At 70.6% G+C, this 25,721-nt stretch carries 18 protein-coding genes; all 18 read right to left on the reverse strand.

Annotation, left to right across the window (positions count from 1 at the left end; translation table 11 throughout):
• Positions 1-157 precede the first annotated feature (157 nt).
• Positions 158-1,264, reverse strand: a complete 1,107-nt coding sequence (locus WD250_14715) for a cation diffusion facilitator family transporter (protein ID MEX2621465.1) — start codon at positions 1,262-1,264, stop codon at positions 158-160.
• A 132-nt stretch (positions 1,265-1,396) separates the two neighbouring features.
• Positions 1,397-3,925 carry an FtsX-like permease family protein gene (locus WD250_14720; GenBank protein MEX2621466.1) on the reverse strand — a complete coding sequence of 843 codons (2,529 nt, stop codon included), beginning with the start codon at positions 3,923-3,925 and terminating at the stop codon, positions 1,397-1,399.
• A gap of 5 nt (positions 3,926-3,930) precedes the next feature.
• A complete protein-coding gene (locus tag WD250_14725; GenBank protein ID MEX2621467.1) occupies positions 3,931-4,707 on the reverse strand; it encodes an ABC transporter ATP-binding protein in 777 nt (258 codons plus the stop codon).
• A 124-nt stretch (positions 4,708-4,831) separates the two neighbouring features.
• Positions 4,832-5,497, reverse strand: a complete 666-nt coding sequence (locus WD250_14730) for a response regulator transcription factor (protein MEX2621468.1) — start codon at positions 5,495-5,497, stop codon at positions 4,832-4,834.
• Positions 5,494-7,542 (reverse strand): histidine kinase, encoded by a 2,049-nt coding sequence (locus WD250_14735; protein MEX2621469.1) that lies wholly within the window; start codon positions 7,540-7,542, stop codon positions 5,494-5,496. The genes WD250_14730 and WD250_14735 overlap by 4 nt, the downstream gene beginning before the upstream one ends.
• A 106-nt stretch (positions 7,543-7,648) precedes the next feature.
• Positions 7,649-8,635, reverse strand: coding sequence for a glycine betaine ABC transporter substrate-binding protein (locus WD250_14740; protein MEX2621470.1), 987 nt, complete (start codon positions 8,633-8,635; stop codon positions 7,649-7,651).
• An 80-nt stretch (positions 8,636-8,715) separates the two neighbouring features.
• Positions 8,716-9,513 (reverse strand): ABC transporter permease, encoded by a 798-nt coding sequence (locus WD250_14745; protein ID MEX2621471.1) that lies wholly within the window; start codon positions 9,511-9,513, stop codon positions 8,716-8,718.
• Positions 9,513-10,721, reverse strand: a complete 1,209-nt coding sequence (locus WD250_14750; protein ID MEX2621472.1) for an ABC transporter ATP-binding protein — start codon at positions 10,719-10,721, stop codon at positions 9,513-9,515. Before WD250_14750 ends, WD250_14745 begins: the two co-directional genes overlap by 1 nt.
• The gene (locus tag WD250_14755) at positions 10,714-11,361 is read right to left on the reverse strand and encodes an ABC transporter permease (GenBank protein ID MEX2621473.1); all 648 of its coding nucleotides are present in this window, start codon (positions 11,359-11,361) and stop codon (positions 10,714-10,716) included. The genes WD250_14750 and WD250_14755 overlap by 8 nt, the downstream gene beginning before the upstream one ends.
• Positions 11,362-11,547: 186 nt before the next feature.
• A complete protein-coding gene (locus WD250_14760; protein ID MEX2621474.1) occupies positions 11,548-12,501 on the reverse strand; it encodes a glycine betaine ABC transporter substrate-binding protein in 954 nt (317 codons plus the stop codon).
• A gap of 66 nt (positions 12,502-12,567) precedes the next feature.
• On the reverse strand, positions 12,568-13,410 hold the full coding sequence (locus WD250_14765) for a proline/glycine betaine ABC transporter permease (GenBank protein MEX2621475.1): 843 nt from the start codon (positions 13,408-13,410) through the stop codon (positions 12,568-12,570).
• Complete coding sequence (locus WD250_14770) at positions 13,403-14,593, reverse strand: glycine betaine/L-proline ABC transporter ATP-binding protein (protein ID MEX2621476.1); 1,191 nt, start codon at positions 14,591-14,593, stop codon at positions 13,403-13,405. The genes WD250_14765 and WD250_14770 overlap by 8 nt, the downstream gene beginning before the upstream one ends.
• Before the next feature lie 133 nt (positions 14,594-14,726).
• Positions 14,727-16,562, reverse strand: coding sequence for a malto-oligosyltrehalose trehalohydrolase (treZ, locus tag WD250_14775; protein ID MEX2621477.1), 1,836 nt, complete (start codon positions 16,560-16,562; stop codon positions 14,727-14,729).
• Between the two features lie 16 nt (positions 16,563-16,578).
• Positions 16,579-17,274 (reverse strand): hypothetical protein, encoded by a 696-nt coding sequence (locus WD250_14780; GenBank protein MEX2621478.1) that lies wholly within the window; start codon positions 17,272-17,274, stop codon positions 16,579-16,581.
• A 10-nt stretch (positions 17,275-17,284) separates the two neighbouring features.
• Positions 17,285-18,763, reverse strand: a complete 1,479-nt coding sequence (locus WD250_14785; GenBank protein MEX2621479.1) for a TrkH family potassium uptake protein — start codon at positions 18,761-18,763, stop codon at positions 17,285-17,287.
• A gap of 123 nt (positions 18,764-18,886) precedes the next feature.
• The gene (locus WD250_14790) at positions 18,887-20,425 is read right to left on the reverse strand and encodes a potassium/proton antiporter (protein ID MEX2621480.1); all 1,539 of its coding nucleotides are present in this window, start codon (positions 20,423-20,425) and stop codon (positions 18,887-18,889) included.
• A gap of 24 nt (positions 20,426-20,449) precedes the next feature.
• Positions 20,450-24,049, reverse strand: a complete 3,600-nt coding sequence (gene glgB, locus WD250_14795; GenBank protein ID MEX2621481.1) for a 1,4-alpha-glucan branching protein GlgB — start codon at positions 24,047-24,049, stop codon at positions 20,450-20,452.
• Complete coding sequence (gene treS, locus WD250_14800; GenBank protein ID MEX2621482.1) at positions 24,046-25,692, reverse strand: maltose alpha-D-glucosyltransferase; 1,647 nt, start codon at positions 25,690-25,692, stop codon at positions 24,046-24,048. Before treS ends, glgB begins: the two co-directional genes overlap by 4 nt.
• Between the last annotated feature and the right edge of the window lie 29 nt (positions 25,693-25,721).

A 25,721-nucleotide genomic window follows, 5' to 3' on the forward strand; every position in this document is an offset into this window, starting at 1 on the left:
CCTGTGGTGGTCGCGTGGCCCGGCGACTTCCCCGGGTGTGTGGCCGGGCCAGATGGGCCGCCCTGTGGTGGTCGCGTGGCCCGGCGACTTCCCCGGGTGTGTGGCCGGGCCAGATGACCCCTCGAAGGTCGCGTGAGCGACCGCCATGGGATGCCGACTAGGCGTGGTGGGCCGTCTGGTCGTGGGGGTCGCCGCCGGCGTGGTCGCACGGGTTGACGTGCACGAGCGCATCCTCGAGGTGGCGGATCCCGTGCAACAGCGTGTGACGCACCTGTTCGGCGATGTCATGGCCGTCGGCGACGGTGATGTCGCGGTCCACCGTGACGGTGACGTCGGTCAGGAGGCGGTGCCCCAGCCAGCGGGCGCGCACGTGATCCACGCCCTGCACCCCGTCGACGACCGTGGTCGCGTCGACGATCTCCTCGATGAGGCCGGGCTCCACCCCGTCCATCAAGCGTCTGAAGACCTGTTTGGCCGTGGAGCGCAGGATGGCGGCGATCACCACGCAGATGAGCAGACCCACGATCGGGTCGATGATCGGGTATCCCAACCAGGTGCCGCCGACGGCGACCACCACGGCGAACGACGCGAGGGTGTCGCTGCGGGCGTGGTGGCCGTCTGCCACCAGCGCGGCCGAGCCGATCCGCCGGCCCACCCGCAACCGGTAGACGGCCACGAGCTCGTTGCCCGCGACGCCGATGAGGCCGGCCAGCAGCACCCACCCGAGGTGGTCCATGGGCCGGGGGTCGAGCAGCCGGTGCACCGACTCCCATGCCACGAGCACCAGCGAGGCGGCGATCATCAGGACGATGAAGACGCCCGCCAGGTCCTCTGCACGCCGGTAGCCGTAGGGGTAGCTCCGGTTCTGCTCGCGCCGGCCCAGAACGAACGCGATCCAGAGCGGGACACTCGTCAACGCGTCCGCGACGTTGTGCAACAGGTCGGCGAAGAGCGCGACGGAACCGCTGAGCACCGCGATGAGCACTTGCGCCAGCGCGGTGGTGAGGAGGGCCGCCAGGGTGATCTTCGTCGTGCGTATCCCCAGGGTGCTGGCCTCGAGCGCCGTGTCGATCTGGTCCGAGACGTCGTGGCTGTGGGGGCGCAGCACCGCACGGGCGCGACCCCACAGGCCGGTGGGGTCGTCGTGCTTGTGGTCGTGCACGGGGCTGTGGTCGTGCACGGGGCTGTGGTCGTGCACGGGGCTGTGGTCGTGCACGGGGCTGTGGTCGTCCTGCGCATCGGCACGGCGGTGGTCGTGGCTCACGGCCCCTCCGGGGGTCGGGTCGTGTCGGACCCACCCACGGTACGTCAAGGGGTCGATCAGGCGCCGCACAGGGTTCGCAAGACGCAGTCGTCCGCAACTGCGGGCGCGCTGCTGTTGGCCGCAGGGGCCGGCCTACTCGGCGGCGATGGCCGCGAGCACGTCCACGCGCGACGCACGGCGCGCCGGCAGCACGCCCGCAACCACGCCCGCCAGCGCCGCGAGCACCACCGCGACGAGCAGCTGGCCCGCGGGGAAGACGAACCGCAGCGCGAAGTCGTCGGCCAGCGCCTGCACGAGCAGCCAGCCGAAGAAGGCACCGACGACCAAGCCGAGGACCACCCCGAGCACGGCGATGAGCATCGACTCCCAGCGCACCATCGCCTTGACCTGCCCGCGGGTCATGCCAACGGCGCGCAGCAGACCGATCTCGCGGATCCGTTCGAACACGCTCAGCGCGAGCGTGTTGACGATGCCGAAGAACGCGATGACGACCGCCAGGGCGAGCAGCCCGTAGACCAGTCCGAGCAGCTGGTTGATCTGGTCGGTCAGCTGTTCACGCACGGCGCTGCGGTCCAGCGCCTGGACGCCGGGGTAGGGGGCCAGCACCTCGTCGATTGCCGTCTGCCCCGCCTCGAGGTCGACGCTGTCGGCCAGGCGCACCCCCACGGCGAACACCTCCTCGCCCCGGTAGCGCTCCCGGTAGGTCGCGGTATCCACGAAGTAGTCGACGTCCACGCTGGCGCCGTCGAAGACGCCCACCACCTCCAAGGCCCCCTCACCTGTCGCGGGGAACGTGGCTGTCAACGTGTCGCCCACCGCCAGGTCCTGCCCCTCGGACACGATCACGCCGCCGTCCAGCAGGGCGTCCAGGGAGCCGTCCACCATGTCGAGCGCGTAGATCTGGTCGATGCGGTCGGCGTCCGCGCCGATCACGAACCGGTCGGCGCCACCGTCGCGGGTGAAGGTCCCCATGCGTTGGGTGACCGCCAGGCGCACCTCGTCGAGCCCGCCCAGCTCGTCGGCGATGTCACCGGAGATGGGCTGGAACGTCGTCGACCGGACGTCGAAGTCCAGCAGGTAGACCTCGTCGACCGCGTCGGTGATCGAGGCGGTCATCGAGGCGGCGAAGATGGTGACGAAGCTCACCAGACCGACCCCGATCATGAGCGCGGACGCCGTGGTGGCCGTGCGCCGCGGATTGCGCATGGCGTTCTCGCGCGCGAGCTCGCCGCGGACCCCGAACCAGCGGGCGACCGGCCAGCCGAGCACCCGCACGATCGGCCGGGCGACGAGGGGGGCGAGAAAGGCGACGCCGAGGAAGACGGCGACAGCGCCGCCCCCCAACGCGATCAGGTCCGCTGCGCCGAAGAGGCCCAGCAGCAGCAGGGCCACCCCGCCCAGCAGCAGCACGGACCCCACGGCGCTGCGAATCCAGCCCTGCCGGCCGGTCGGGGGCGCGGCGACGGCCTGCAGCGCCTGCACCGGCGCGATGCGGGTGGCGCGCAGCGCCGGCGCGACCGCTGCCGTGACCGTGACCACCAGGCCCACCACGACCGCCACGACCACGGTCCGTACCTGGAACACCAGTCCCTCGGCCGGCAGGTCGAGACCGAACGCGGCCAACATCGCCCGCAGCGCGATCGCGAGGAGGGCGCCGAGCGCCAGGCCGACGGTGCCCCCCAGCAGCCCGATGACCCCCGCCTCGGTGAGCACGGACACCAGCACCTGCCGGCGGCTGGCACCGACGGCCCTCAGCAGCGCGAACTCGCGGACGCGCTGCGCGACGATGATCGAGAACGTGTTGACGATGATGAAGACGCCGACGAAGAGCGCCACGCCGGCGAAGACGAGCAGGGCGGTCGAGAAGATCCCAAGCACCTGCCCGATGGACTCGGTGTTCTCGTCGATCAGCTGCTGGGCGGTGGCCACCTCGAAGTCGTCGCTGATCGCCGCAGAGATGCGTTCGGCGAGGACGTCCCCGCTCACACCCTCGGCGGCGAGCACGTCGATGGAGTCGAAGTCACCATCGGGGCTGTAGCGGGCGACCGCCGTTTCGAGGTCGAACAGGGCCACCGTCGCCCCCGCGAGGTTGTCGGCCTCACCAAAGCCGACCACCCCGACCAGGGTCACCGTCTCCGCCGCCGCCCCGGCGGCCACACCGATCTCCTCGCCGACCTCGAACCCCTGGGTGCGGGCCGTGAACGCGTCCACGGCCACCTCGCCCTCGCGTTCGGGCAGCCGACCCTCGCGCACCTCGATGCCGCCGAAACCCGGGTGGCTCGGCGCGTTGAAGCCCAGCGTCGGCGCTCCCGTGCCCCCGACGGGCTCCCCGTCGGGACGCACGATCTGGGCGATGCCGCCAACGACGGGATCCGCCGCTGTGACGCCCTCCACGACGCGGACCGCTTCGAGCAGGGCCGCGGGCACGCTCGCGCGCTCCTGGGTGAAGCCCGCGCCGAAGGCGGGGTCGGCACCCGCGGGGCGGACGTTGGCGTCCACGCCGCCGGCCGTCTGCGTGATGACGTCGGCGAACGATCGCTCGATGGTGTCGGTGAGGATGAAGCTGCCCGCGACGAACGCGACGCCGAGGACGACGGCCAGGGCCGTCAGGGCCAGGCGCAGCTTGTGGGCCAGCAGGCCCTTCCAGGTGACGCGCCACATGCCGCCTAACCCTTCGCATCCGGGGCCGGTGTCGCGGTCTCGAGGTGCTTCAGGTGGTCCAGGACAGCCTCGGCGGTCGGATCGGCCATGTCGTCGACGACCGCCCCGTCGGCCAGGAAGAGGACGCGGTCGGCGTAGGCGGCCGCTGCTGCGTCGTGGGTGACCATCACGATGGTCTGGCCGAGCTCGCGCGCAGAACGTTGCAGGAGCTCGAGCAGCTCCGCGCCGGAGCGCGAGTCGAGGTTGCCGGTCGGCTCGTCGCCGAAGACGATCTCGGGCCGGGTCGCGAGGGCGCGCGCCGCCGCCACCCGTTGCTGCTGCCCGCCGGACAGCTCGGACGGACGGTGGGTCAGCCGGTCGCGGAGCCCGACCTGGTCGATGAGCGAGTCCACCCATTCGCGGTCCGGGGTGGCGCCCGCGAGGCGGATCGGCAACCAGATGTTCTCCTCGGCCGTCAGGGTCGGGATCAGGTTGAAGGCCTGGAAGATGAACCCGACGCGGTCGCGCCGCAGGCGCGTGAGGTCGTTCTCCTTCAGGGCGGTGATCTCCGTGTCACCGATGTGCACCGTTCCCGATGTCGGCCGGTCGAGCCCGGCCAGGCAGTGCAGGAGGGTCGACTTGCCGGATCCTGAGGGTCCCATCACCGCGGTGAAGCCGCCGACGGGGAACGCCACGCTGACCCCCGCCAGCGCACGCACCTGGGTGTCACCCGTGCCGTAGGTCTTCACCAGATCGTTCGCCGCTGCCGCAACGCGTGTGCGCAGCCCTGTCTCGTCAGCCATGTCTGGTCCGCTCCTCGCCTGCGCACCGCTCGTGTGACCGGCGTGCGCGCCCACACTGGCAGGCGTCTTTCCGCGCCGCCTCCTGCGTCCGGCTGATGTTGGACTCCTCCTGCGGGATGAGGTCCTACACGCCGGGCTGGACGAGGCCCGCCTCGTAGGCGAGCACGACCGCCTGCACGCGGTCGCGCAGCCCGAGCTTGGCGAGGATGTGCCCCACGTGGGTCTTGACCGTCGTCTCGCTCACCACCAGCTCCTCGGCGATCTCCTGGTTCGCGAGGCCGCGGGCGACCAGGCGCAGCACCTCGAGCTCGCGGTTGGTCAGACGCTCGAGGGCATCGGGGGGCGGTCCGTCGTCCTGTGAGCGTGCCGCGAACTCCTCGAGCATCCGCCGGGTGATCGCGGGGGCCAGCAGGGCGTCGCCGCGCGCGACGATGCGGACGGCCCGGATGAGATCCTCCGGCGGCGCGTCCTTGAGCAGGAACCCGCTGGCGCCTGCGCGCAACGACGCGTAGACGTACTCGTCCAGATCGAAGGTCGTGAGGATCAGGACGGCCGGACGGTCTCCGTCGCGGCCCTCCACGATGCGGCGTGTGGCCTCGACCCCGTCCACGCGCGGCATGCGGATGTCCATGAGGACCACATCGGGGCGCAGCGCCAGTGCCTGCTCGGCCGCCTCCTGGCCATCGCCTGCCTCGGCGACGACCTCGAGATCGTCCTCCGCCTCGATGATCATCCGAAAACCGGCGCGCATCAACGCCTGGTCGTCGGCGATGAGGATGCGGATGCTCATGGGGCGGTGGCCGCCGGTTCGACGGTCGATGCGTGCTGGTCGAGGGGGGCTGCGGGCAGGCGGGCGGTGACCTGGAAGCCACCACCCGACCGTGCACCGGTCTCCAGGCTGCCGCCGACCAGGTGCGCCCGTTCACGCATCCCGAGGATCCCGTGGCTCCCCTCGGCGCCGGGGCGGGGTTCCCGCGGTGGTCCTCGGCCGTCGTCGGTGATCGCAACGGTCAGGGCCGTATCGCTGTAGTCGAGCCGGACGGCCGCGTGCTCGGTGGCGGCGTGGCGCAGGACGTTCGTGAGGGACTCCTGCACGATGCGGTACGTCGAGAGCTCGACGCCGGCCGAGAGGGGTCGGCGTCGGCCGAGGACCTCGATCGTCACCCGCAAGCCGGCCTCGCCGAACTCCTGGAGGAGGTCGGGAAGGTCGTCCACGGTCGGCTGGGGAGCGAAGGTCCGGTCGGCCCCCAGCAGCCGGAACACCGCGCGCATCCGCGCGAGGCTGTCCCGGCCGCAGGCGATGATCTGCTCCACCGCCTGGCGCGCGCGTTCGGGGTCCCGGTAGACGAGCCGGCGGGCCCCGCCGGCCTGCACCACCATCACGCCCAGGCTGTGCGCGACGATGTCGTGCAGCTCCCGGGCGATGCGGGTGCGCTCCTGGGCGACGGCCAGCGCGGCCTCCCGCTGGCGTGCCTGCTCCAGCCCTGTGGAGCGGTGCTCCAGCTCGTCGGCGTACGCCAACCGGACCCGCTGACGGTCACCGAGCAACCAGGCTGCGCCGATGACCACCATCTGGCTGAGCAGGAATCCGGCCCCGCCGTGCGCCAGCAGCAGCACGACCGCGAGGCACTGCGTCGCGAGCAACCACGGGACGGAGATGCGCCGCTCCCGGTGCGCCGCCACGGTGTACAGGGCGATGAGCGGGGCCCACAGCTGGGCGGGCGCCTCCAGCTGGATGATCGTCACGGCGCCGGCCAGCGTGAGGGCCAGCACCAGCTGCGGCAGACGTCGCCGCAGCACCAGGGCCCCGATCATGGCCGTGAGCGCCAGGACCGCGGGCAGCGTCAGTCCGGTGTAGCCCTCCAGCAGCACGTCCTCCGGGCGGACGACCCAGTGCAGGGACAGCTCGACAGCCAGCACCACCGCGGCCAGCGCGGCGTCCTGGAGCGCAGCAGGGCCGGACCGGACCACGTGGCGCAGCCGCCTGGCGCGCCGCGCCATGGACCTCTGCGCCGGTGGCTCCTCGCGCCGTGATGCATCGGTGGAGGCCTCCCCGGATGATGGGTGGGTGTCCCCGGGTGGGTGGGCGGACTCCCCCTGCCGCAGCAGGCCCACCAGCCGGCGGAGCTCGAGCAGGCCCGCGCGACCGCTCTCCTCGACGGTCAGCAGCGCCGCTGCCGCCCGCTCGGGGGCCACAGCGAGCGTCCTGCCGGATGCCTGCGCCTGGGTCACCATCGCCGAGATGCTGTGCGCGAGGACGTCGCGGAGCTCTGTGGCGATGCGGTCGCGTTCGTCGCTGACCGCGAGGCTCGCCCGCTCGGCACGTGCCCGCTCGAGACCACGAGCCCGACTCTCGAGCTCGGTTGTCCTGGCGCGGTCCAGGCGCCGTCGGTCGCCGAGGAGCCATGCTGCTGCCAGGACGACGACGTTGGTGCCAAGGTGACGGACGGCGTCCGCCAGCACCAGGGCCAGCAGGGTCAGGGCCGCGAAGCCCGCCAGCGATGCCAGCGCCCGACGTCGGGGCGCCTCTGCGGCGACGGTGTACAGGGCCAACACGGCGGTGAGACCCGGGTTGGGCAGTGACAGGGCTGCCGCACCGACCATGGCGCACCCGACCGCGAGAAGGGTCGTGACCGGTGCACGGCGGCGCCAGGCGATCGGCACGGTGGTCGCCATGGTGACCGCGACGGCCAGTGGTGTCGGCCCGCGGTAGCCGGGGAGCAGGGCTTGGGCTTCAGGCACCCAGAGCAGCGGCAACGACACCGCGGTGAGCGCGACAGCCGCGAGGGCGTCGGCCACGGCAATGCGGGATGTGCGCTCGTCACCCTGGGGCATCACGCGACTGACCGTAGCGGGGGACGATGCCACGGGCATCCTCCCACACGACGAGGGCCGGCTCCTCCCCGAGGAGGAGCCGGCCCTCGTCAGCAGTGGAGCGGGTCTAGCCGATGAAGCCGTTCTCCTGCAGCCACTCGCGGGCGATGTCCTCCTCGAACTCGTCCTCGACGTCGCGGCGCGCGTTCAGCTCCTGCATCGTCTCGAGGTCCAGAGCGTTGGCGATCTCAGCGAACAACTCGCTCAGCTGGTCGCCGTGCTCCTCGTGGGTCTCCTCGCGGACGGTCACCGACGGGTTGTACGGCGGGAAGAAGCCTTGGTCGTCCTCCAGCACCGTCAGGTCGAGGGCGGCGATCCGGCCGTCGCTGGCGAAGACCTCACCGAAGTTGCAGGGGTCGCGGTCGGCGGTGGCCTGGTAGACCGGGCCGATGTCCAGCACGGTGATGATGTCGGTCGGCACGTCGTAGCCGTAGTGCTCCTCCATGCCCGGCAGCCCGTCGTCGCGGCTCTCGAACTCCGACTCGATGCACAGCGTCGCGTCGTCGGGGGAGGACTCGACCAGCTCGCCGTACTCGGTGAGATTGGTGACACCGAACTCGTCGGCGGCCTCCTGGCTCTGGGCCAGCGCGTAGGTGTTGTTCAGCGGTGCCGGCTCGTACCAGACGATGCCGTTCTCCTCGAGGTCGGCTTCTCTGACCTGCTCGTACAACGCGTCGCCATCGCTGGTCACCTCGGTCTCACCGAGGAACTCGATCCAGCCGGTGCCGTTGTAGTCCCAGTAGAGGTCGATGTCGCCCGACTCCAGCGCCTGGCGGGCCACGACCGTGCCGCCCAGGTTGGTCTGGTCGGTCACCGAAGCCCCGGCTGCCTCGAGGGCCGCGATCGCGATCTGGCCCAGGATGAGCTGCTCGGTGAAGTCCTTGGACCCGACCGTGAACGAGGCGCCGGACAGGTCGTAGTCCGCGGCGATCGAGCCTTCGTCCTCATCGGTCCCACCGCTGCCGCCGACGTCGTCGCCGTCGTCACCACATGCGGTGACAACCAGCGCCAGCACGGCGAGCAGGGTTGTCAGTCGTACGAATACCGATTTCATTGGGAACAACCTTCCGAAACGAACTGGGACCAACGCCAACGGGCGAGATCCATTACGAGCATAGTAGGTCCACGCCGAGTCTACAGACCCCGCGGGCTGAGCACGTCCTCGGCGATCCCGGCGAGCCAGTCGATCATCAGCGCCAGGCCCGCGACGATGACCGCTCCGGTGAACGCGATGGTCGTCGGGCGGCCGAGCGAGAGGCCCGTGTTGATCAGCCCGCCGAGACCACGGCCGCCGATGAACGTCGCCAGGGTGGCCGTGCCGGTGTTGATGATCAGCGCCGTGCGCACCCCGGCGAGCATCACGGGGACCGCGAGGGGCAGCTCGATGCCGAACAGGACCTGTGCCTTCGTGAGGCCCATCCCGCGCCCGGATTCGATGATGAACTCGTCCACCTGGTGCAGGCCGACCATGGTGTTGCGCAGGATAGGCAGGGCCGAGTAGGCGACGAGGGCGACGATCGCCGGCTGGGTGCCGAAGCCGATCACCAGCCCGACCAGCACCATGACGCCGAGGGATGGGGTGGCCTGCGCGATGTTGGCCATGCCGACGATCGGGGTGACGAAGCGCCGCGCGAAGGGGCGTGTGAGCGCCACGCCGAGCGGCAGCATCAGCGCGAGCACGATCGCCGTGGAGATGCTGACCAGGTAGAGGTGGGTCTCGATCTGGCGGCGGATGACGGTCGGGTTGAGCCGACGCTGCTCGATGGAGTCCAGGCCGAGGGAGCTCATGTACAGGTACAGGGCGAACATCGCCGCACCCACGAGGAGGGGCGTGCCGAGGTAGCGCACGAGGCGGCGCCCCTCGCGCGAGACCGGCTCGGGTGCGTGCGAGGAGCCGGTGTCGACCGGCGCGTTGGCGGCCGTGCCCGACACTAGGTGCTCGTCCCCTGGTGCTCCGTGCCGACCCGCTTGGCCCGCTCGACCTCGGCCGCGGCCGAACGCATGGACTTGATCGCCTCGGTGATGGTCTCGATGGTGACCACCCCCTGGAACGCCCCGGTCTTGTCCACCACCACCGAGCAGCCCCCGTAGGAGGTGAGCATCTCGTTCAACGCGTCAGCCAGGGTGGCCTGCGGTTCCACGATCGCGCGCACGGGCGTACCGATCTGGTCGACCGGCAGGTTGGAGGCGGTGTCCTTGGCGTTGACCCACCGGGTCGGTTTGCGTTCGCCGTCGAGCAGCAGCACGAAGTTGCGGTCGTTGTCGTCGAGGGTTCGCCGTAGGTCGGCGTGTGTGGCCTCGGGCCCCCCGGTCGGGTAGTCCTCGAGCTCGACATCGCGGACCCGGCTGAGGTTGAGGCGTTTCAGGGAGGCGCCGGAACCGATGAAGTCCGCGACGAAGTCGTCGGCCGGGGCCGTCAGGATGGTCTCTGGGGTGTCGAACTGGGCGATGCGCGCGCTCTGGCGGAGAATGGCAATCCGGTCGCCCATCTTGATGGCCTCGTCGATGTCGTGTGTGACGAAGATGATGGTCTTCTTGATCTCGGCTTGCAGCCGGAGGAACTCGTTCTGCAAGCGCTCGCGGGTGATGGGGTCGATGGCGCCGAAGGGCTCGTCCATCAGCATGACCGGCGGGTCTCCGGCCATGGCACGGGCGACACCGATGCGCTGGCGCTGTCCGCCCGACAGCTCCTTCGGGTAGCGGTTGCGGTACGCCCCGGGGTCCATGCCCACGGTCTCGAGCAGCTCGTCGACCCGCGCCGTGACCCGCTGCTTGTCCCAACCGAGCAGCTTCGGCACGGTGGCGATGTTGTCGGCGATGGTCTTGTGGGGGAACAACCCGATCTGCTGGATGACGTAGCCGATGCGCCGGCGCAGGTCGTCCGGGTTGATCCTGGTGACGTCCTTGCCCTCGAGGAAGATCGAGCCCGAGGTCGGCTCGATGATGCGGTTGATCATCTTCATGGTGGTGGTCTTGCCACACCCCGACGGGCCGACCAGGACCACGATCTCGCCCTTGGGGATCGCCATGGTCACCCGGTCCACCGCCGGGTCCTCCAGACCGGGGTAGCGCTTGGTCAGCTCCTCCAGCCGGATCATCGGTTCGCCTGAGGTGGGCGTGGTGCGTGCGGTCTCAGTCACGGAGCCCTCGCGAGGTCGTGAGCTTCTGGATCAGGAACAGGAACGCGTCGAAGATCAGGGCGATGACGACGATGCCGACGGTGCCACCCAGGGTGATGTTGACAGCCTGCGCGCTGCCCAGGCGCGACAGTCCGCCCATGATGTCCTCACCCAGGCCACCGGCGTTGACGAACACGCCGATCGCGGCGATGCCAACGGTGATCTGGGTGGCGACTCGGATGCCCGTGATGATGACCGGCCAAGCCAGGGGCAGCTCGATGCGCAGCAGCCGCTGGCGGGCGTTCAGGCCCATGCCCTTGGCCGACTCGACGACTGCCTGATCCACGCCCCGGAGCCCCGCGATGGTGTTGCGGGTGATCGGCAGGAGGCAGTACATGGTCAGGCCGATCATCGCGGGCGTGGCACCGATGCCCACGAACGGGATGAAGAGCACAAACAGTGCGAAGGAGGGGATCGTCAGGAACGTCGATGTCACCGAGATCGTGACGCTGCGAAACCAGTTGCTGTGGTAGCTCACGATGCCGAGCAGCAAGGAGATGACGGTGCCGACGATGACGGGGACAGCGACGAGGTAGGCGTGTTCGATGCCCTGTTCCACCAGATTCGGCCAGCGATTGCCCAGGTAGTTCAGGAATTCCACGTCAGTCCGCTCGTCGGCACGGTCGCGCAGCGCTGTGGGCCGACCCTGGGGAAGGGATCAGCGTCGATCTTTTGGAGGACCGTATCCAGGCCTCCCCGCGGCTGCAAGGGACGGGCCGGAGACCGGGCCCCGTCGCGAGAGGGCCCGCGCGCTGCGCAGGCCCTCTCAGCCGATGTCAGTGCGGAGCTAGCCGATCCACTCATCGACGGTCTCGCGGTTGTCCTCGATCCAGCTCGCGGCCGCCTCCTGCCAGTTCTCCCTCTCGTCGCCGGGCTCATCGCCCGCTTCCTCGACGGCGGCGTTGAGGCTCGAGAGCTCCTCATCGCTCATCTCCCACGTGGAAATCCACTCGGCGACCTCGGGGAAGTCGTCGGCGAACCCGGTCCGGGAAATCGCGTGCAGCTGCTCCTCGTCGCCCCAGGCGTTCTCCGGGTCCTCCAGGCGCTTGAGGTCCTTCAGCCCGTACTCGGGGTGGGGAGTCCACAGCGTCACGACGATCGGCTCCTCGGCGTCGTACGCCCGCTGGAGCTCGGCCCGCATGGCGGCGGTGCTCGACGACTCGAGGGTGAACGCCTCGTCGAGGCCGTAGGTGGGAATGACGTCGTCCTCGAGGATCTGCATCATGCCGGCGCCGGACTCGATGCCGGTGATCGTGCCGTCGAACAGGTCGGCGTTCTCCGCGAGATCCTCGAGGGAGTCGACTTCCTCGACGTAGGCGGGGACGGTCAACTCGAGCGTCGCGGAGTCGTACCACACGCCGAGGTCCTCGATGTCCTCGCCGAACTCCTCCTGATAGGGAGCGTGCGTGTTCGGCAGCCACATGTCGAGCATGAGGTCGACGTCGCCGCCCGCCACCGCGGCGAAGACCGGCGCGACGTCGAGCTGGCGCTCGGTGACCTCGTAGCCCTCCTGCTCAAGAAGCTCCTTCCACATGAAGGTCGCGGCGATGTTCTCCTCCCACGGGATCCACCCGAGGGCGACCTCACCGCCGGATTCGGGGGTTTCTTCGCCGCTGACGTCCTCGCCCTCGCCGCCGTCATCGCCTTCGTCCGTGGTTCCGCACGCCGTCATGACGAGCGCCATCACCATCAGGGCGACCAGGCCACGCCAGCGGGTGTGCATATGGGGTGCGGTGCTCATGTATTGCTCCTCTCTGGGATCAATGGGTCCTACTATCGTCTCCATAGCACCCTAACGTTTTCGCTGCTACTCGTCCGGAGCCGCGCGGTCCTTCATGAAGCTCGTGATGCGGTCGAGGAATATGGCGATGATCACCACCGCAAGCCCGCTCTCGACGCCGAGCCCGATCTGCAGACGCGTGATCCCCCGGAAGACGTCTTCGCCGAGGCCCCCGGCGCCGATCATCCCGGCGACGACGACCATGGACAGGGCCAGCATGATGACCTGGTTGACCCCCTGCATGATCGTCGGCATCGCCAGGGGGATCTGGACCCGGGTGAGGACCTGGTTGTTCGTGGCACCGAACGCGCGCGCCGCCTCGACCACCTCCGGGTCGACCTGGCGGATGCCGAGCGCGGTGAGGCGTACTCCGGGCGGGATGGCGAACACGAGTGTGGCGACGAGCCCGGGCGGGGTCCCTGTGCCGAACAGCAGGACGGCGGGGATGAGGTAGACGAACACGGGCAGGGTCTGCATGAGGTCGAGGACGGGTCGCACCGCCGCACCGAGCAGATGATTTCGCGCGGCCATGATGCCGGTCGGCACACCGATCGCCACGGCGAGAATCGTGGCGACCAGGACCAGCGCGAGGGTGTCCATCGTCGAGTTCCAGAAGCCCATCGACTGGATGAGCAGGAAGGCCAGGAGGGAGAACCCCCCGAAGCGCCACCCGCGCAGCCAGAAGCCGAGCACGCCCGCCAGCAGGGCGAACAGCAGCGGGTGGGGCCACGTCAGCGCGGTCTCGAGCCAGCCGATGGATGTCTCGAGGATGCGCCGGATGAAGTCGAAGAACGCGGACATCTCCCGTACGAGAAACCGCACGAAGGCGGCCGCCCATTCGCCGATCGGGACGCGGGGAAGATCAGGCACCGGAGGCCTCCTCGGGTGTGCCGAGCGCGCCGAGCAGCAGGGCACGCGGCACCACGCCGACGAACCGGTCGCCCTCCACGACAGCGACCGGGATCTCGTACCTGGCTGCGGGCTGCAGGAGCTCGGCGATGGGGGTCTCGGGCGTAGCGCAGGGATAGTCCTCATGGAGACACCCCTCGATCGTGGTATCCCCGCGGGACGCGGCCTCGGCGAGCTCCCGGTCGCGGACGGCGCCGAGCAGACGGTGTTGGTCAACGACGTAGAGCTCGGTGCGCTGGTGCTCCTTGAGCTCCATCAGGGCCACCTTGGGGCCGTGGCGCGGTGACAGCGTAGCCACGGGCTCTCGCATCACGGCGGAGGCGGTCAAGATCCGCGAGCGGTCGACGTCCTGGATGAAATCCGCGACGTAGTCGTCGGCGGGCTTGTGCAGGATCGCCTCGGGCGTGTCGTTCTGCACGATCGCTCCCGCCTTCATCACCGCGACACGGTCGCCGAGGCGCATGGCCTCGTTCAGGTCGTGGGTGATGAACACGATCGTGCGCCGCAGCTCTTGCTGGAGCTCGATGAGCTGACCCTGCATGTCGCGGCGGATGAGCGGGTCCAGCGCGCTGAACGGCTCGTCCATGAGCATGATGTCGGCCTCCGTGGCCAGAGCCCGGGCAAGACCGACCCGCTGGCGCATCCCCCCGGACAATTGCTTGGGCATACGCTCGCCCCAGTCGGACAGCCCCACCATGTCCAGGGCCTTGGCGGCTCGTTCCCGTCGCTCGGCCTTGTCGACGCGTTGCACCTCCAGCCCGTACGCGGCGTTGTCGAGCACGGAGCGATGGGGGAACAGCGCGAACGTCTGGAAGACCATGCTGATCTTGCGGGCCCGCAAGGCCCGGAGCGCCTTGTTGTCGAGGGTGCTGATGTCCTCGTCGTCGATGAAGACCTTGCCGCTCGTGGGATCGTGCAGACGGTTGATGGTCCGGACCAGCGTCGACTTGCCGGACCCGGACAGGCCCATGATCACGAACAGCTCCCCGGCCTCCACCGTGAACGAGACGTCGTTGACGGCGCAGAACTGCCCGGTGCTTTCGTAGACGGCGTCACGATCCTCGCCGGAGCGCAGCGCCTCCAGCGCCCGTTCCGGGTGGTTGCCAAAGATCTTGAACAGGTGATCGGCCTGTATCGCGCTCATCGACTTCCTGACTACGGGGCAGCTGCGCGCTCCCCTCCACGGAGTCAGCCTGCCGCTCCTGCTCCGCCATATGCGCTGGTAGGGAGGCTATGAACAACCCTACAGGAGGGCCGGCGGCCTGCAAGGCTGCGGGTTACCGGCCGTCAGGGCCTGCCCACAGTGCGGCGCTGTGCGGAGGCAGGGTGAGCACGCCGTCGCCCGCGCTGACCTCCCCGCCGGCACCCCCGTACCGTGGTGCATCGGTGGAGACGAGCAGCGGCCATCTGCCTGGGGGCGCCGCGATCCTTGCCGGGCTCGCGGAGAGGTTGGCCGCCAGCAGCACAGGCGCGCCGCGTGGATCACCTCGGCGCAGGGACAGCTGATGGGCGTTCGGCGCGCCGGCGACCTCCACGAGGTCGCGGCGACCGTTGCCCAGGGCCGGGTGCTCTCGGCGCAGCCGGAGCAGCTCTGCCCACAGGGCGCGGCGGGAGGCCCCCTCGGGGGTCTCGGCCGCCGACCAGTCCAAGACGCTCGCGTCCCGGGTGGCGGGGTCCTGCGGATCGGGCACGTCGACCCCCGAGAAGGCCGCGAACGCGGTGAACTCCTCGGCGCGGCCGGTCCGGACCGCCGCGGCGAGCTCGGGTTCGGGGTGGCTCGTGAAGTACTGGAAGGGGCGGGTCTCGCCGTACTCCTCGCCCATGAACAGCATCGGGGTGGTCGGGGACGCGCAGAGCAGCAGGATCGCCACCCGGACGAGCGCCGGCTCGACCAGCGTCGTGAGCCGCTCACCGGCGGCGCGGTTCCCGACCTGGTCGTGGTTCTGCACGCAGGTCACGAGCCGGTGTCCGGGCACGTCGCCGAGCGGCGCGCCCACGGTGCGCTGCCGGTACTGCGAGTAGCGGCCGTCGAACAGGAACCCCCGGCGGTACGCCTGCGCCACGTCGGGCAAGCCCGCGTAGTCGATGTAGTAGCCCTCCCGCTCCCCGGTGACCGCGGTGTGGATCGCGTGGTGCAGGTCGTCGGACCACTGGGCGTGCATCCCCATCCCACCTGCCTCGGGCGGGCGGACGGTGGCCGGGTCGCAGCGGTCGGACTCGGCGATCAGCTGGCGGGGCCGCCCGGTGGCGACCTCGACGGCCTCGGCCGTGGCGGCGAGCTCGGCCAGGATGTGCACCGCCGACGTGTCGACCAGGCCGTGGACGGCATCCAGTCGCAGGGCGTCGACGTGGTAGTCGAGCAGCCAGGACCGCGCGCACTCAAGGATGAACGCCCGCACCGGGTCGCTGTGTGGCCCGTCCAGGTTGAGCGCGTCGCCCCACGGGGTGGCGTAGTGGTCGGTGAGGTAGGGGCCGAACTCGGGCAGGTAGTTGCCCGATGGACCGAGGTGGTTGAAGACGACGTCGAGCGTGACGGCCAGTCCGGCCCCGTGGGCCGCGTCGACGAAGCGCGCGAAGCCGGCCGGGCCGCCGTAGGGCTCGTGCACGGCCCACCAGGCCACCCCGTCGTAGCCCCACCCGCGCTCGCCGTTGAAGGCGTTGACGGGCATGACCTCGACGTGTGTGGCCCCGAGAGCCGCGAGCGCGGGCAGCCGTGGGATGGCCGCGTCGAAGGTGCCCGCGGCGGTGAACGTCCCGATGTGCAGCTCGTAGACCACGGCAGCCGATACCGGAGGCGCCCGCCAACCGGCGTCGGTCCACGCGAAGCGCCGGGGGTCGAGCACCCGGGCCGCCTCGTGCACCCCATGCGGCAGCCATCGAGCCGCCGGATCGGGCCGCGGCGCCCCACCGTCGAGTCGGAACCGGTAGTCGTGGCCGTGCGCGGCCTCGGCGCGTGCGGCGAACCATCCCTGTGCACCCGCCATCGCGATCTCGTGGCCACCGGTCAGCAGCGCCACGCGCTCGGCATGGGGGGCCCACAGCCGGAAAGTGGTGGTGTGGTCGTCGTGGGGCGTCGGTCCATGCCGGTGGGGGACGGAGGGCTGCTCGGTCATGAGGGTCGTCTCCTTGCTACCGGTCGGAACGCCGGGCGGCACGGGTCATGGCGATCGCCGCGGCGCCCAGCAGGAGCGCGACGGCGATGCGGACGGGGGTCACCCGCCGGGTCACGGGCCGGCCGACGGCGAGGATCTCCACGGAGTCGGCGTGGACCGCTGGGCCGCCGGCGTCCGCGGGGTGGGCGCGCAGGAACCTACCTCGGACACGGACGCGGTCACCGGCGCTGTGGGCCCCGCCCACGAGGCTGACGCGGTCGGCGTCGGCGGTCGGGATGGACACCGCCATGCCGGAGTTGGCGCCCCTGGGGCTGTGGTGGCTGGGGAGCGGGCCGATCGCCACGCCGTACGCGTCGTCGTTCAGCTGCACCCAGGCGCGCTCGCCGCGACGCAGCACCGCGCGCACGACCTCCCCGTCGAAGGTCACCGCCCGCCCGTCGAAGGCCGACGGGCACGCCAGGAGCTCGGCTGAGGTCACCGGCACGGGGCTGGCTCCCACGGCTACGGACGGGCGCGGCCGCTGGATCGTCTCGCTGGGCGTCGGGCACGGTGGCGCCGCCCGGCCCGGCACGGCCTCGGCGCGGAGGGCGGGGTGGTCGGGCTCGGGCACCAGGGCGTGCGCGCCCATCACCACCGCGCCCAGCGCGAGCACGATGACCAGCACGCCCAGCAGCGCCTCACGGGTCCTCACCTGTCCGGCCGCACGGCTCATGGTGGGCGCCTCACGTCTTGCCCCGCACGGTCGAGTAGAGGTAGCCGAACAGCGCGAACACGGAGACGAACTCCAAGCGCCCGACCCACATCTGCAGGATGTAGACGATCTTGAGTCCCGTCTCCATCTCGGGTCTGACGAGCCCGACGGACAGCCCGACGGCCGCCGCGGCCGACGTGCTCTCGAACAGCGCCTCCTGGAGGCTGTAGCCGTAGAACAGGCCCGTCACCGCGCCCGTGAGATACAGCCCGATGTAGAGCAGCAGCACCATGGCAGCGGAGCGGGCCAGCTCGTTGCTGACGATGCGGTTGCCCCCGGTGGCGTAGTAGTGCTCGACCACGACCGCGTTGCGCGGCAGCAGCATCCGCCGCAGGTCGGCGCGCACGGACTTGTACAGCAGGGCGACGCGCAGCGCCTTGATGCCGCCGGAGGTCGAGCCGGCCATCCCGCCGAGCGCCATGGCGATCACCAGCATCCCGGGCGCGAGCGTCCCCCAGTCCGTCTCGAACAGCTGCCCGGGCACCGTGTTGAACCCGGTGCCCGAGTGCGCGGACAGGATCTGGAAGAACCCACGCCGAAAGAGCATCTCGGCGCTGTCGAACGTGCCGCTGCGCGCCAGGCCGACCATCGCCACCGCGGACAACCCCGTCATGGTGAGCGCCAGCGTCCGGGTCTCGACGTTGCGGACGATCTCCCAGGGCCGGCGGTCCCACAGGTGGTGGTGGACGGCGAACGACAAGCTGCCGGCCACCATCAAGACGGCGGCGGCGGCCTCCACCCAGCCCGAGTGGTAGAAGGCCAGGTTGGCTGACGTCGGGGCGAATCCCCCGGTGTCGAACGCCGCCATGAAGAGGGTGACCGCGTGGAACAGGCCGGTGCCGAGCGGCATGCCCGCCACGAGCAGCGCGGCCCACAGCAGGCTGGTGCCGACCACCCCGTAGAACAGCGCGACCCGCCAGATGAAGCGGGCGGAGTGCACGACGTTCGGCAGGACCCGCTCCTCGCGCCCCTCACCGACGTACAGCCCCGTGAGCCCACCGCCGCCGGCGAACATGCTGAGGGCCACCAGGACGAGTCCCTGCCCACCGAGGAAGTGCATGAGGTGTCGCCACAGGTTCACGCTGTCCGACAGGTGGTCGAGGTCGTTGATGACGGCGAGCCCCGCGGTCGCGAAACCGCTCATCGCGTCGAAGTAGGCGTCGAGGAAGCTCGCGTAGTGGCCGGACAGGAACAGGGGGATCGCGCCGACGAACGCCGCCGCCAGCCAGGCCAGCGCCACCACCGCCATGGCGTGGCTCCACTGCATGTCCCGACGGATGTGCAGCCGCCACTCGGCTGTCTGTCCCACCAGCACGGCGAGAGCGGCGGCGATCACGAAGCCCAGCGCGTCGTCGACCTCGCCGCGCGCGGCGCCCAGCGACGCGGGCACCAGCATCGTGACGCCGAGGCCCGTCAGGATCCGACCGGTGTAGAGGCCGATGATCCTCATGTCCGTGCGGTCCGGCCGTACCAGCACCGTGATGTCGCCCCGATCTCCTCTGTGTGCGGCACGGTCTGGTCCGTGCCCCGCGAGGCGGATCACCGCGCCCGACGGCGCCGCGCCCCGTGGCCATCAGTCTGCCTGCTCCACTCGGGGCCGACGATCCGGTGACCGACGCATCCTGCGCCGCTGTGGGCCGGCACGCGCGTCCGGGGGTGGCTCGCCGCGGGCCCACGCGACGACCTCCTCGGTCATCGTGGGTCGCCGCGAGGCGGTGATCAGCGCCATGTCGCCGGGGCGCAGACGGGTGCCGCCCGTGGGCACGATCGCTTGGGAGCCGTGCACCAGGGCGGTCAAGAGGGCTCCGGCAGGCAGGGGCACGTCCCGGATCCGCTGCCCGGCCACGGACAGGTCGTCGGTGATGTCCACCTCGATGAGATCCACCTCGACGCCGTCCAGGGGCAGGGCCTCGGCGACGGGCGCCCAGACGCGTGCGCCCTCGCGCAGCCCGAGCAGCCGCGCGACCACACCGACCGTGGAGCCCTGGACCGCCGTCGAGGCGAGCACTACGAAGAAGACGATGTTGAAGACCGCGGCCCCCTGCGGGTATCCGGCGGTGAGGGGAAAGGTCGCGAGCACGATGGGCACCGCACCGCGCAGGCCCGCCCACGCCACCAGGGTCTTCTCCTGCCAGGTGAACGACTGGCGGGCCGTGCACAGCGCGACGGCCAGGGGACGGGCGAGAAGGATGAGGACGACCGTGATCGCCAGGGCGGGCGGGGTCACCGGCGGCAGGCTGGTGGGCACCACGAGCAGGCCGAGCACGAGGAACAACCCGATCTCGGCGACGTTGGCCAGACCCTCGTGGAAGACCCGGATGCTGCGCCGGTGGCGGGGGACCCTGACCCCGACGAGCAGGCCGGCGACGTAGACGGCCAAGAATCCGGAGGCGCCGAGCTCGGCAGCGACGCCGTAGGCCAGTCCGGCCAGGCCGAGCGCCAGGATCGGGAAGAGGCTCTCGCCGCTGAGCTCGAGCCGGTGGATCGCAGCGCTGCCGACCCATCCGGCGACCAGACCGACCGCCAGTCCGCCGCCGAGCTGCAGCACGCCGAACGCCACCCAATCCAGCGGGCCCGGCTGGGACAGCCAGGCCTCCAGCACACCCAGGGTGAGCATGATGGCCACCGGGTCGTTGGTCCCCGACTCGACCTCGAGCACGGACATGAGTCGCCGGGGCAAGGGAGCCTTGCGGACCACGGCGAACACCGCGGCCGCGTCCGTCGACGAGACCACCGCCCCGATGAGCGCAGCCGTCAGGGGCGTGACGCCGAGCAGGAAGAACACCGCGACCGCCACCACCGCGGCCGTCATCAGCACCCCGACGGTGGCCAGCAGCAGACCCGGCACGGCGGCGCGCCGGAGGTCGCTGGGTTTGGTCGTGAGGCCGCCGGAGAAGAGGATGACCAGGAGCGCGACGATGCCCGCGTGCTGGGCGACCTCGGGCTCGTCCAGGTCGATCCACCCCAGGGCGCCGATCGCCATCCCGAGCCCGAGGAACAGCAGCAGGCCCGGCACCCGCAGGCGCGCGGCGAAGCCGGCGGCCAGCACCCCCGCGACGAGCAGGGCGGCCGCCGCGAGCACGCCCGGGTCGGTGATGAGGTCGGTCGTCACCCCGCGACCCTCCGGCTCAGCCCGTCACACCGGGCGCAGCCAGAGGGTTGCCAGGGGCGGGACCGTGATCTCGGCGGAGGCCGGCAGCCCGTGCCAGGCCACGTCCTCGGCGACCACCCCACCGAGGTTGCCGACGTTGCTGCCCGCGTAGCGCTCACCGTCGGTGTTCAGGACCTCGGCGTACTCCCCGGCGACGGGCAGACCGAGCCGCAGACCGTGGCGGGGGACGGGGGCGAAGTTGCCGACGCACACCAGCGGGGGCACACCCTCGCGGCCCCATCGGACGAAGGACAGCAGGTTGTCGTCGGTGTTGTTCGCATCGATCCACGTGAACCCGCTGGGCTCGGTGTCGCGCTGCCACAGCGCCGGCTGCTCCCGGTAGACGGCGTTCAGGTCGCCGACCAGGCGCTGCAGACCGGCATGGTCCTGCTCGCCGAGCAGGTACCAGTCGAGCTGGCGCTCCTCCGCCCACTCGCGCCACTGCCCGAACTCGCCGCCCATGAACAGCAGCTGCTTGCCCGGGTGCGCCCACATGTAGCCGTACAGCGCCCGCAGGTTGGCGAACTTCTGCCAGCGGTCGCCGGGCATCTTGTCGAGCAGGCTGCGCTTGCCGTGCACCACCTCGTCGTGCGACAGGGGCAGGATGTAGTTCTCGCTCCAGGCGTAGAGCAGGCCGAAGGTCAGCTGGTGGTGGTGGTAGCGCCGGTGGATGCTGTCGCGCGAGAAGTAGTCCAGCGTGTCGTGCATCCAGCCCATGTTCCACTTGAACCCGAACCCGAGCCCCCCGAGGTGCACCGGGCGGCTGACCCCGGGCCACGCCGTGGACTCCTCGGCGACCATGAGCGCGTCGGGGTTGCGGCCGTACACCGTCTTGTTGAGCTCGGCGAGGAAGCTGACCGCCTCGAGGTTCTCGCGTCCCCCGAAGGCGTTGGGCACCCATTGGTCCTCCTCCCGCGAGTAGTCGAGGTACAGCATCGATGCCACGGCGTCGACGCGCAGACCGTCGATGTGCAGATCCTCGATCCAGAACAGCGCGTTGGCGATCAGGAAGTTGCGGACCTCGTTGCGGCCGAAGTTGAAGACCAGCGTGCCCCAGTCAGGATGCTCGCCCTGGCGGGGGTCGGCATGCTCGTACAGGGCGGTGCCGTCGAAGCGGGCGAGGGCCCACTCGTCCTTCGGGAAGTGCGCAGGAACCCAGTCGACGATCACCCCGATACCGCGCTGGTGCAGGTGGTCGACCATGAACCGGAAGTCGTCGGGATCGCCGAAGCGCGCCGTGGGCGCGAAGTACCCGGTGACCTGGTATCCCCACGACCCGCCGAACGGATGCTCGGCGACGGGCAGGAGCTCGATGTGGGTGAAGCCGAGCTCGGTGACGTGGTCGGCGAGGGGTCCGGCGATCTCCCGGTAGGTCATGGGACGGCCGTCGTCCCCGTGACGCCACGAGCCGAGGTGCACCTCGTAGATCGAGACGGGCGCATCGGACGCCCGGCGCTCGCGGCGCGTCGCGAGCCACTCGTTGTCCTCCCACCGGTAGCTCGACTGGTGGACGCGGCTGGCGGTGCCCGGAGGCACGTCGGTGGCGAACGCATAGGGGTCGGCGCGGGTCACGAGGTGGCCCTCGGCCGTGACGATCTCGTACTTGTAGTAGGCGCCGGAGCCGACCTCGGGCAGGAACAGCTCCCAGGTCCCCGAGCTGCCCAGCAGGCGCATCGGGTGCAGGCGGCCATCCCAGCTGTTGAAGTCCCCGATGACCCGCACGCCCTGGGCCGCGGGGGCCCACACCGCGAACGCCGTGCCCTCGACGCCGTCGACCGTGGTGGTGTGCGCCCCCATGCGCCGCCACAGCTCCTCGTGACGTCCCTCACCGGCGAGGTGCAGATCGACATCGCCCAGCGTCGGCCAGAACCCGTAGGGGTCCTGCAGGTCGTACGCGGTCCCGTCAGCGTAGGTCACCCGCAGGCGGTACGCGCCGGCGGTCGGCGGCTCGGGGAGCGCGACCTCGAAGAACCCCGCATCGACGCGCCGTTCGGCCGCCACGGGGTCGGAACCGTCGACGACCACCTCGACGCCCTCCGCGTCGGGGCGCCACGCGCGCACGACGCCCTTGCCGTCCACGGTGTGGAGGCCGAGCACCCGGTGCGGTTCGCGGTGCGTGCCGGCGACGATGGCGTCCACGTCGGCCTGGGCGGCTCGCCAATCGGGGGATTGCGAGACTCGGGACGTGCGGGATTTAGCCATATCGGGACTCCTACCCGAAGTCGGGCGGTTCAGCACGCGTTGGATGCCGCCGATGGGGATCGGCACCCACGCGGGACGGTTCGCGAGCTCGTAGCCGAGCTCGTAGACAGCCTTGTCGAGCTCGAAGGCCGCGAGCTGGTTCCACACCTCGACGTCCTCGGGCAGCAGGTCCTGGCGGACCAGCGCCCCGAGGTAGCCGTCGAGGAAGCGCCGGCGCGCTTCGTCGCGCCATGCGACGGACTCGGGCGTCAGCGGACCCCCGATGTTGCCGGTCGCCGCGGCGTAGTCGAACGAGCGCAGCATGCCCGCCACGTCGCGCAGCGGCGGATTGGGTCTGCGGCGCTCTGCCAACGACCGGCTCGGCTCGCCCTCGAAGTCCAGGAGCTGCCACCGTCCCTGGGCGTCGGCCAGGACCTGGCCGAGGTGCAGGTCGCCGTGGATGCGGATCGCCATGCCCGATGCGGCAGCGGGCCCCAGGTCGTGCAGGCGTGCGCGCAGCTCCTCCTGGCGCTCCAGCACCGGCGCTGCGACAGCGGATGCGACCCGGCTCGCGGTGTCGAGCACCCGCTCCGCCTGCGCGCGCATGTCGGTGACCCACGAACCCGCACCATCGGTGGCGGGGACCGCGCCGAAGGCCGCGGCCAGGGTGTCGTGCATCGCCGCGATCGCCGCCCCCAGGGTTTCCACGGCCGGCAGGACGGTCGACCTCTGGGGGTCGGCCCGTGCGACGTCATCGACCGCCAGCGCCCACCCCTCGCGCCCGCCCGCCACGAAGTCCGACAGCACCGTGAGGGCGGTCCCCATGCCCCCCGCGCCGACCAGCTCCAGAGCCCCGTGCTGGCGCGGGACCCCGGTGAACCCCCGTTCGGTCAGCGCGCGGGTCACCTCGACGTCGGGGTTCACGCCGGTCTCGATGCGCCGGAAGACCTTGAGGATCAGCTCCTCGCCGAAGACGATGGAGGTGTTGGACTGCTCGGCCGACATCCGCCGCGGCTCGCCGATCGTGACCGCGCCGCCCTCGACCGGCCTGCCGACGACCCCCGCACTGCTGCCGCCGCCCGGATGCTGGGCAGTCGAGAGGCTGAGCTCGGCCAGGAGCCGGGCCGCGGCGGGGACCGCGGTGGCGTCGGCGAGGCCGGTGCCCTCCACGTGTAGGGCGAGCGGGGTGCCGGACGCGGGTGCGGCGAGCGGCACCTGGTAGCGCTCGGCGTGCCCGTCGGCGAACGCGACATCGACCAGCGCGTCGAGCACCTGGGTGCCGTCGCCACCGGTGAGCTCGATGAGGTCGGCCACGCGCATGGAGCGCACGGTGCGCGCCTTGCCCGCGAACCACCGTTGGGCGGGAATCCATGCCGCCAGGCCGGCGGTCAGCTCGGCCGTCATTCCATGGTCTCCACGAGCTCGAACCAGTAGAAGCCGTGCTGGCCCAGGGTGAGCAGGTAGGGCCACTCGCCGATCGCCGGGAAGGGGGTGCGTCCCAGCAGCTCCACGGGCGTTCGCCCGGCGAAGCGGGAGAGGTCGAGCTCCACGGGCTGCGCCGTGGCGGCCAGGTTCGCCACGACCAGCACCGTGTCGTCCTCGGACTCCCGCAGGAACCCGAGGATCTTGTCGTTGGAGGACGTCAACGGCGTGAACTTCCCCAGGCCGAACACCGGGTGCTGCTTGCGCACGTTCACCAGGTTGCGGACCCAGTGCAGCAGGGAGTTGGGGTGACGCTGCTGCGCCTCGACGTTCACCGAGGGGAAGCCGTAGACGGGGTCGAGCACGGGGGGCGCGTACAGAGCCGCGAAATCCGCCCGGGAGAAGCCCGCATTGCGGTCGGGGTTCCACTGCATCGGCGTGCGGACCCCGTCGCGGTCACCGAGGTAGATGTTGTCGCCCATGAGGATCTCGTCGCCGTAGTACATGATCGGCGAGCCCGGGAGGCTGTAGAGCAGGGCGTGGAACAGCTCGGCCACCCTCCGGTCGTTGTCGAGCAACGGCGCGAGCCGGCGCCGGATCCCCACGTTGATCTTCATGCGGGGGTCGTTCGCGTACTCGGCGTACATGTAGTCCCGCTCCTCGTCCGTCACCATCTCGAGCGTGAGCTCGTCGTGGTTCCGCAAGAAGATGCCCCACTGGCAGTTCTCGGGGATCGTTGGCGTCTGGGCGAGGATCTCGGTGATGGGATGGCGTTCCTCGCGCCGCAGCGCCATGTACATGCGGGGCATGAGCGGGAAGTGGAAGCACATGTGGCACTCGTCGCCGTCCTCGCCGAAGTAGTCGACGACGTCGGCGGGCCACTGGTTCGCCTCTGCGAGCAGGACCTTGCCGGGGTGGGTGGCGTCGACCTCCTTGCGGAGCAGGCGCAGGTAGTCGTGGGTCTCCTTGAGGTTCTCCCCGTCGGTCCCGTCCCGCTCGAAGAGGTACGGGACGGCGTCGAGGCGGAAGCCGTCGAGGCCCAGATCGAGCCAGAACCGCACGACGTCGAGCATCGCCTGCGCGACCTCGGGGTTGTCGTAGTTGAGGTCGGGCTGGTGGTGGAAGAACCGGTGCCAGTAGTACGCCCCCGCCTCGTGGTCCCACGTCCAGTTGGAGTGCTCGGTGTCCACGAAGATGATCCGGGCGTCGCTGAAGCGCTCATCGGTGTCGCTCCAGACGTACCAGTCCCGCTTGTCCGACCCGGGCTGGCGGGCCTCCTGGAACCACTGGTGCTGGTCGCTCGTGTGGTTCATGACCATGTCGGCGATGATGCGGATGCCGCGGGCGTGGGCGGCCTCGAGCAGCTCGCGCACGTCATCGACCGTGCCGTACTCGGGCAGCACCGCGTAGAAGTCGGCGATGTCGTAGCCGCCGTCGCGCAACGGCGAGTCGTAGAACGGCACCAGCCAGATGCAGTCGACGCCGAGCCACTCGATGTAGTCGAGACGGTCGATGAGGCCCTGGATGTCGCCGGTCCCATCGTGGTTGGAATCGTTGAAGCCCCGGATCAGTGCCTCGTAGAAGATCGCTGTCTGGTACCAGAGAGCATTGGCTTCGACGGTCACGGGTCTCCTCGCCGGGGTGAGCCTGGTCG

Source organism: Egibacteraceae bacterium, from assembly GCA_040905805.1.
In the GTDB taxonomy this organism is placed as follows: Bacteria; Actinomycetota; Nitriliruptoria; order Euzebyales; family Egibacteraceae; genus DATLGH01.

Coding starts and splice junctions, on each gene's coding strand:
- WD250_14720 (MEX2621466.1), bottom strand. CDS start 3,925: ATGTGGCGCGTCACCTGGAAGGGCCTGCTGGCCCACAAGCTGCGCCTG.
- WD250_14725 (MEX2621467.1), bottom strand. CDS start 4,707: ATGGCTGACGAGACAGGGCTGCGCACACGCGTTGCGGCAGCGGCGAAC.
- WD250_14730 (MEX2621468.1), bottom strand. CDS start 5,497: ATGAGCATCCGCATCCTCATCGCCGACGACCAGGCGTTGATGCGCGCC.
- WD250_14735 (MEX2621469.1), bottom strand. CDS start 7,542: ATGCCCCAGGGTGACGAGCGCACATCCCGCATTGCCGTGGCCGACGCC.
- WD250_14740 (MEX2621470.1), bottom strand. CDS start 8,635: ATGAAATCGGTATTCGTACGACTGACAACCCTGCTCGCCGTGCTGGCG.
- WD250_14760 (MEX2621474.1), bottom strand. CDS start 12,501: ATGAGCACCGCACCCCATATGCACACCCGCTGGCGTGGCCTGGTCGCC.
- WD250_14770 (MEX2621476.1), bottom strand. CDS start 14,593: ATGAGCGCGATACAGGCCGATCACCTGTTCAAGATCTTTGGCAACCAC.
- treZ (MEX2621477.1), bottom strand. CDS start 16,562: ATGACCGAGCAGCCCTCCGTCCCCCACCGGCATGGACCGACGCCCCAC.
- WD250_14780 (MEX2621478.1), bottom strand. CDS start 17,274: ATGAGCCGTGCGGCCGGACAGGTGAGGACCCGTGAGGCGCTGCTGGGC.
- WD250_14785 (MEX2621479.1), bottom strand. CDS start 18,763: ATGAGGATCATCGGCCTCTACACCGGTCGGATCCTGACGGGCCTCGGC.
- glgB (MEX2621481.1), bottom strand. CDS start 24,049: ATGACGGCCGAGCTGACCGCCGGCCTGGCGGCATGGATTCCCGCCCAA.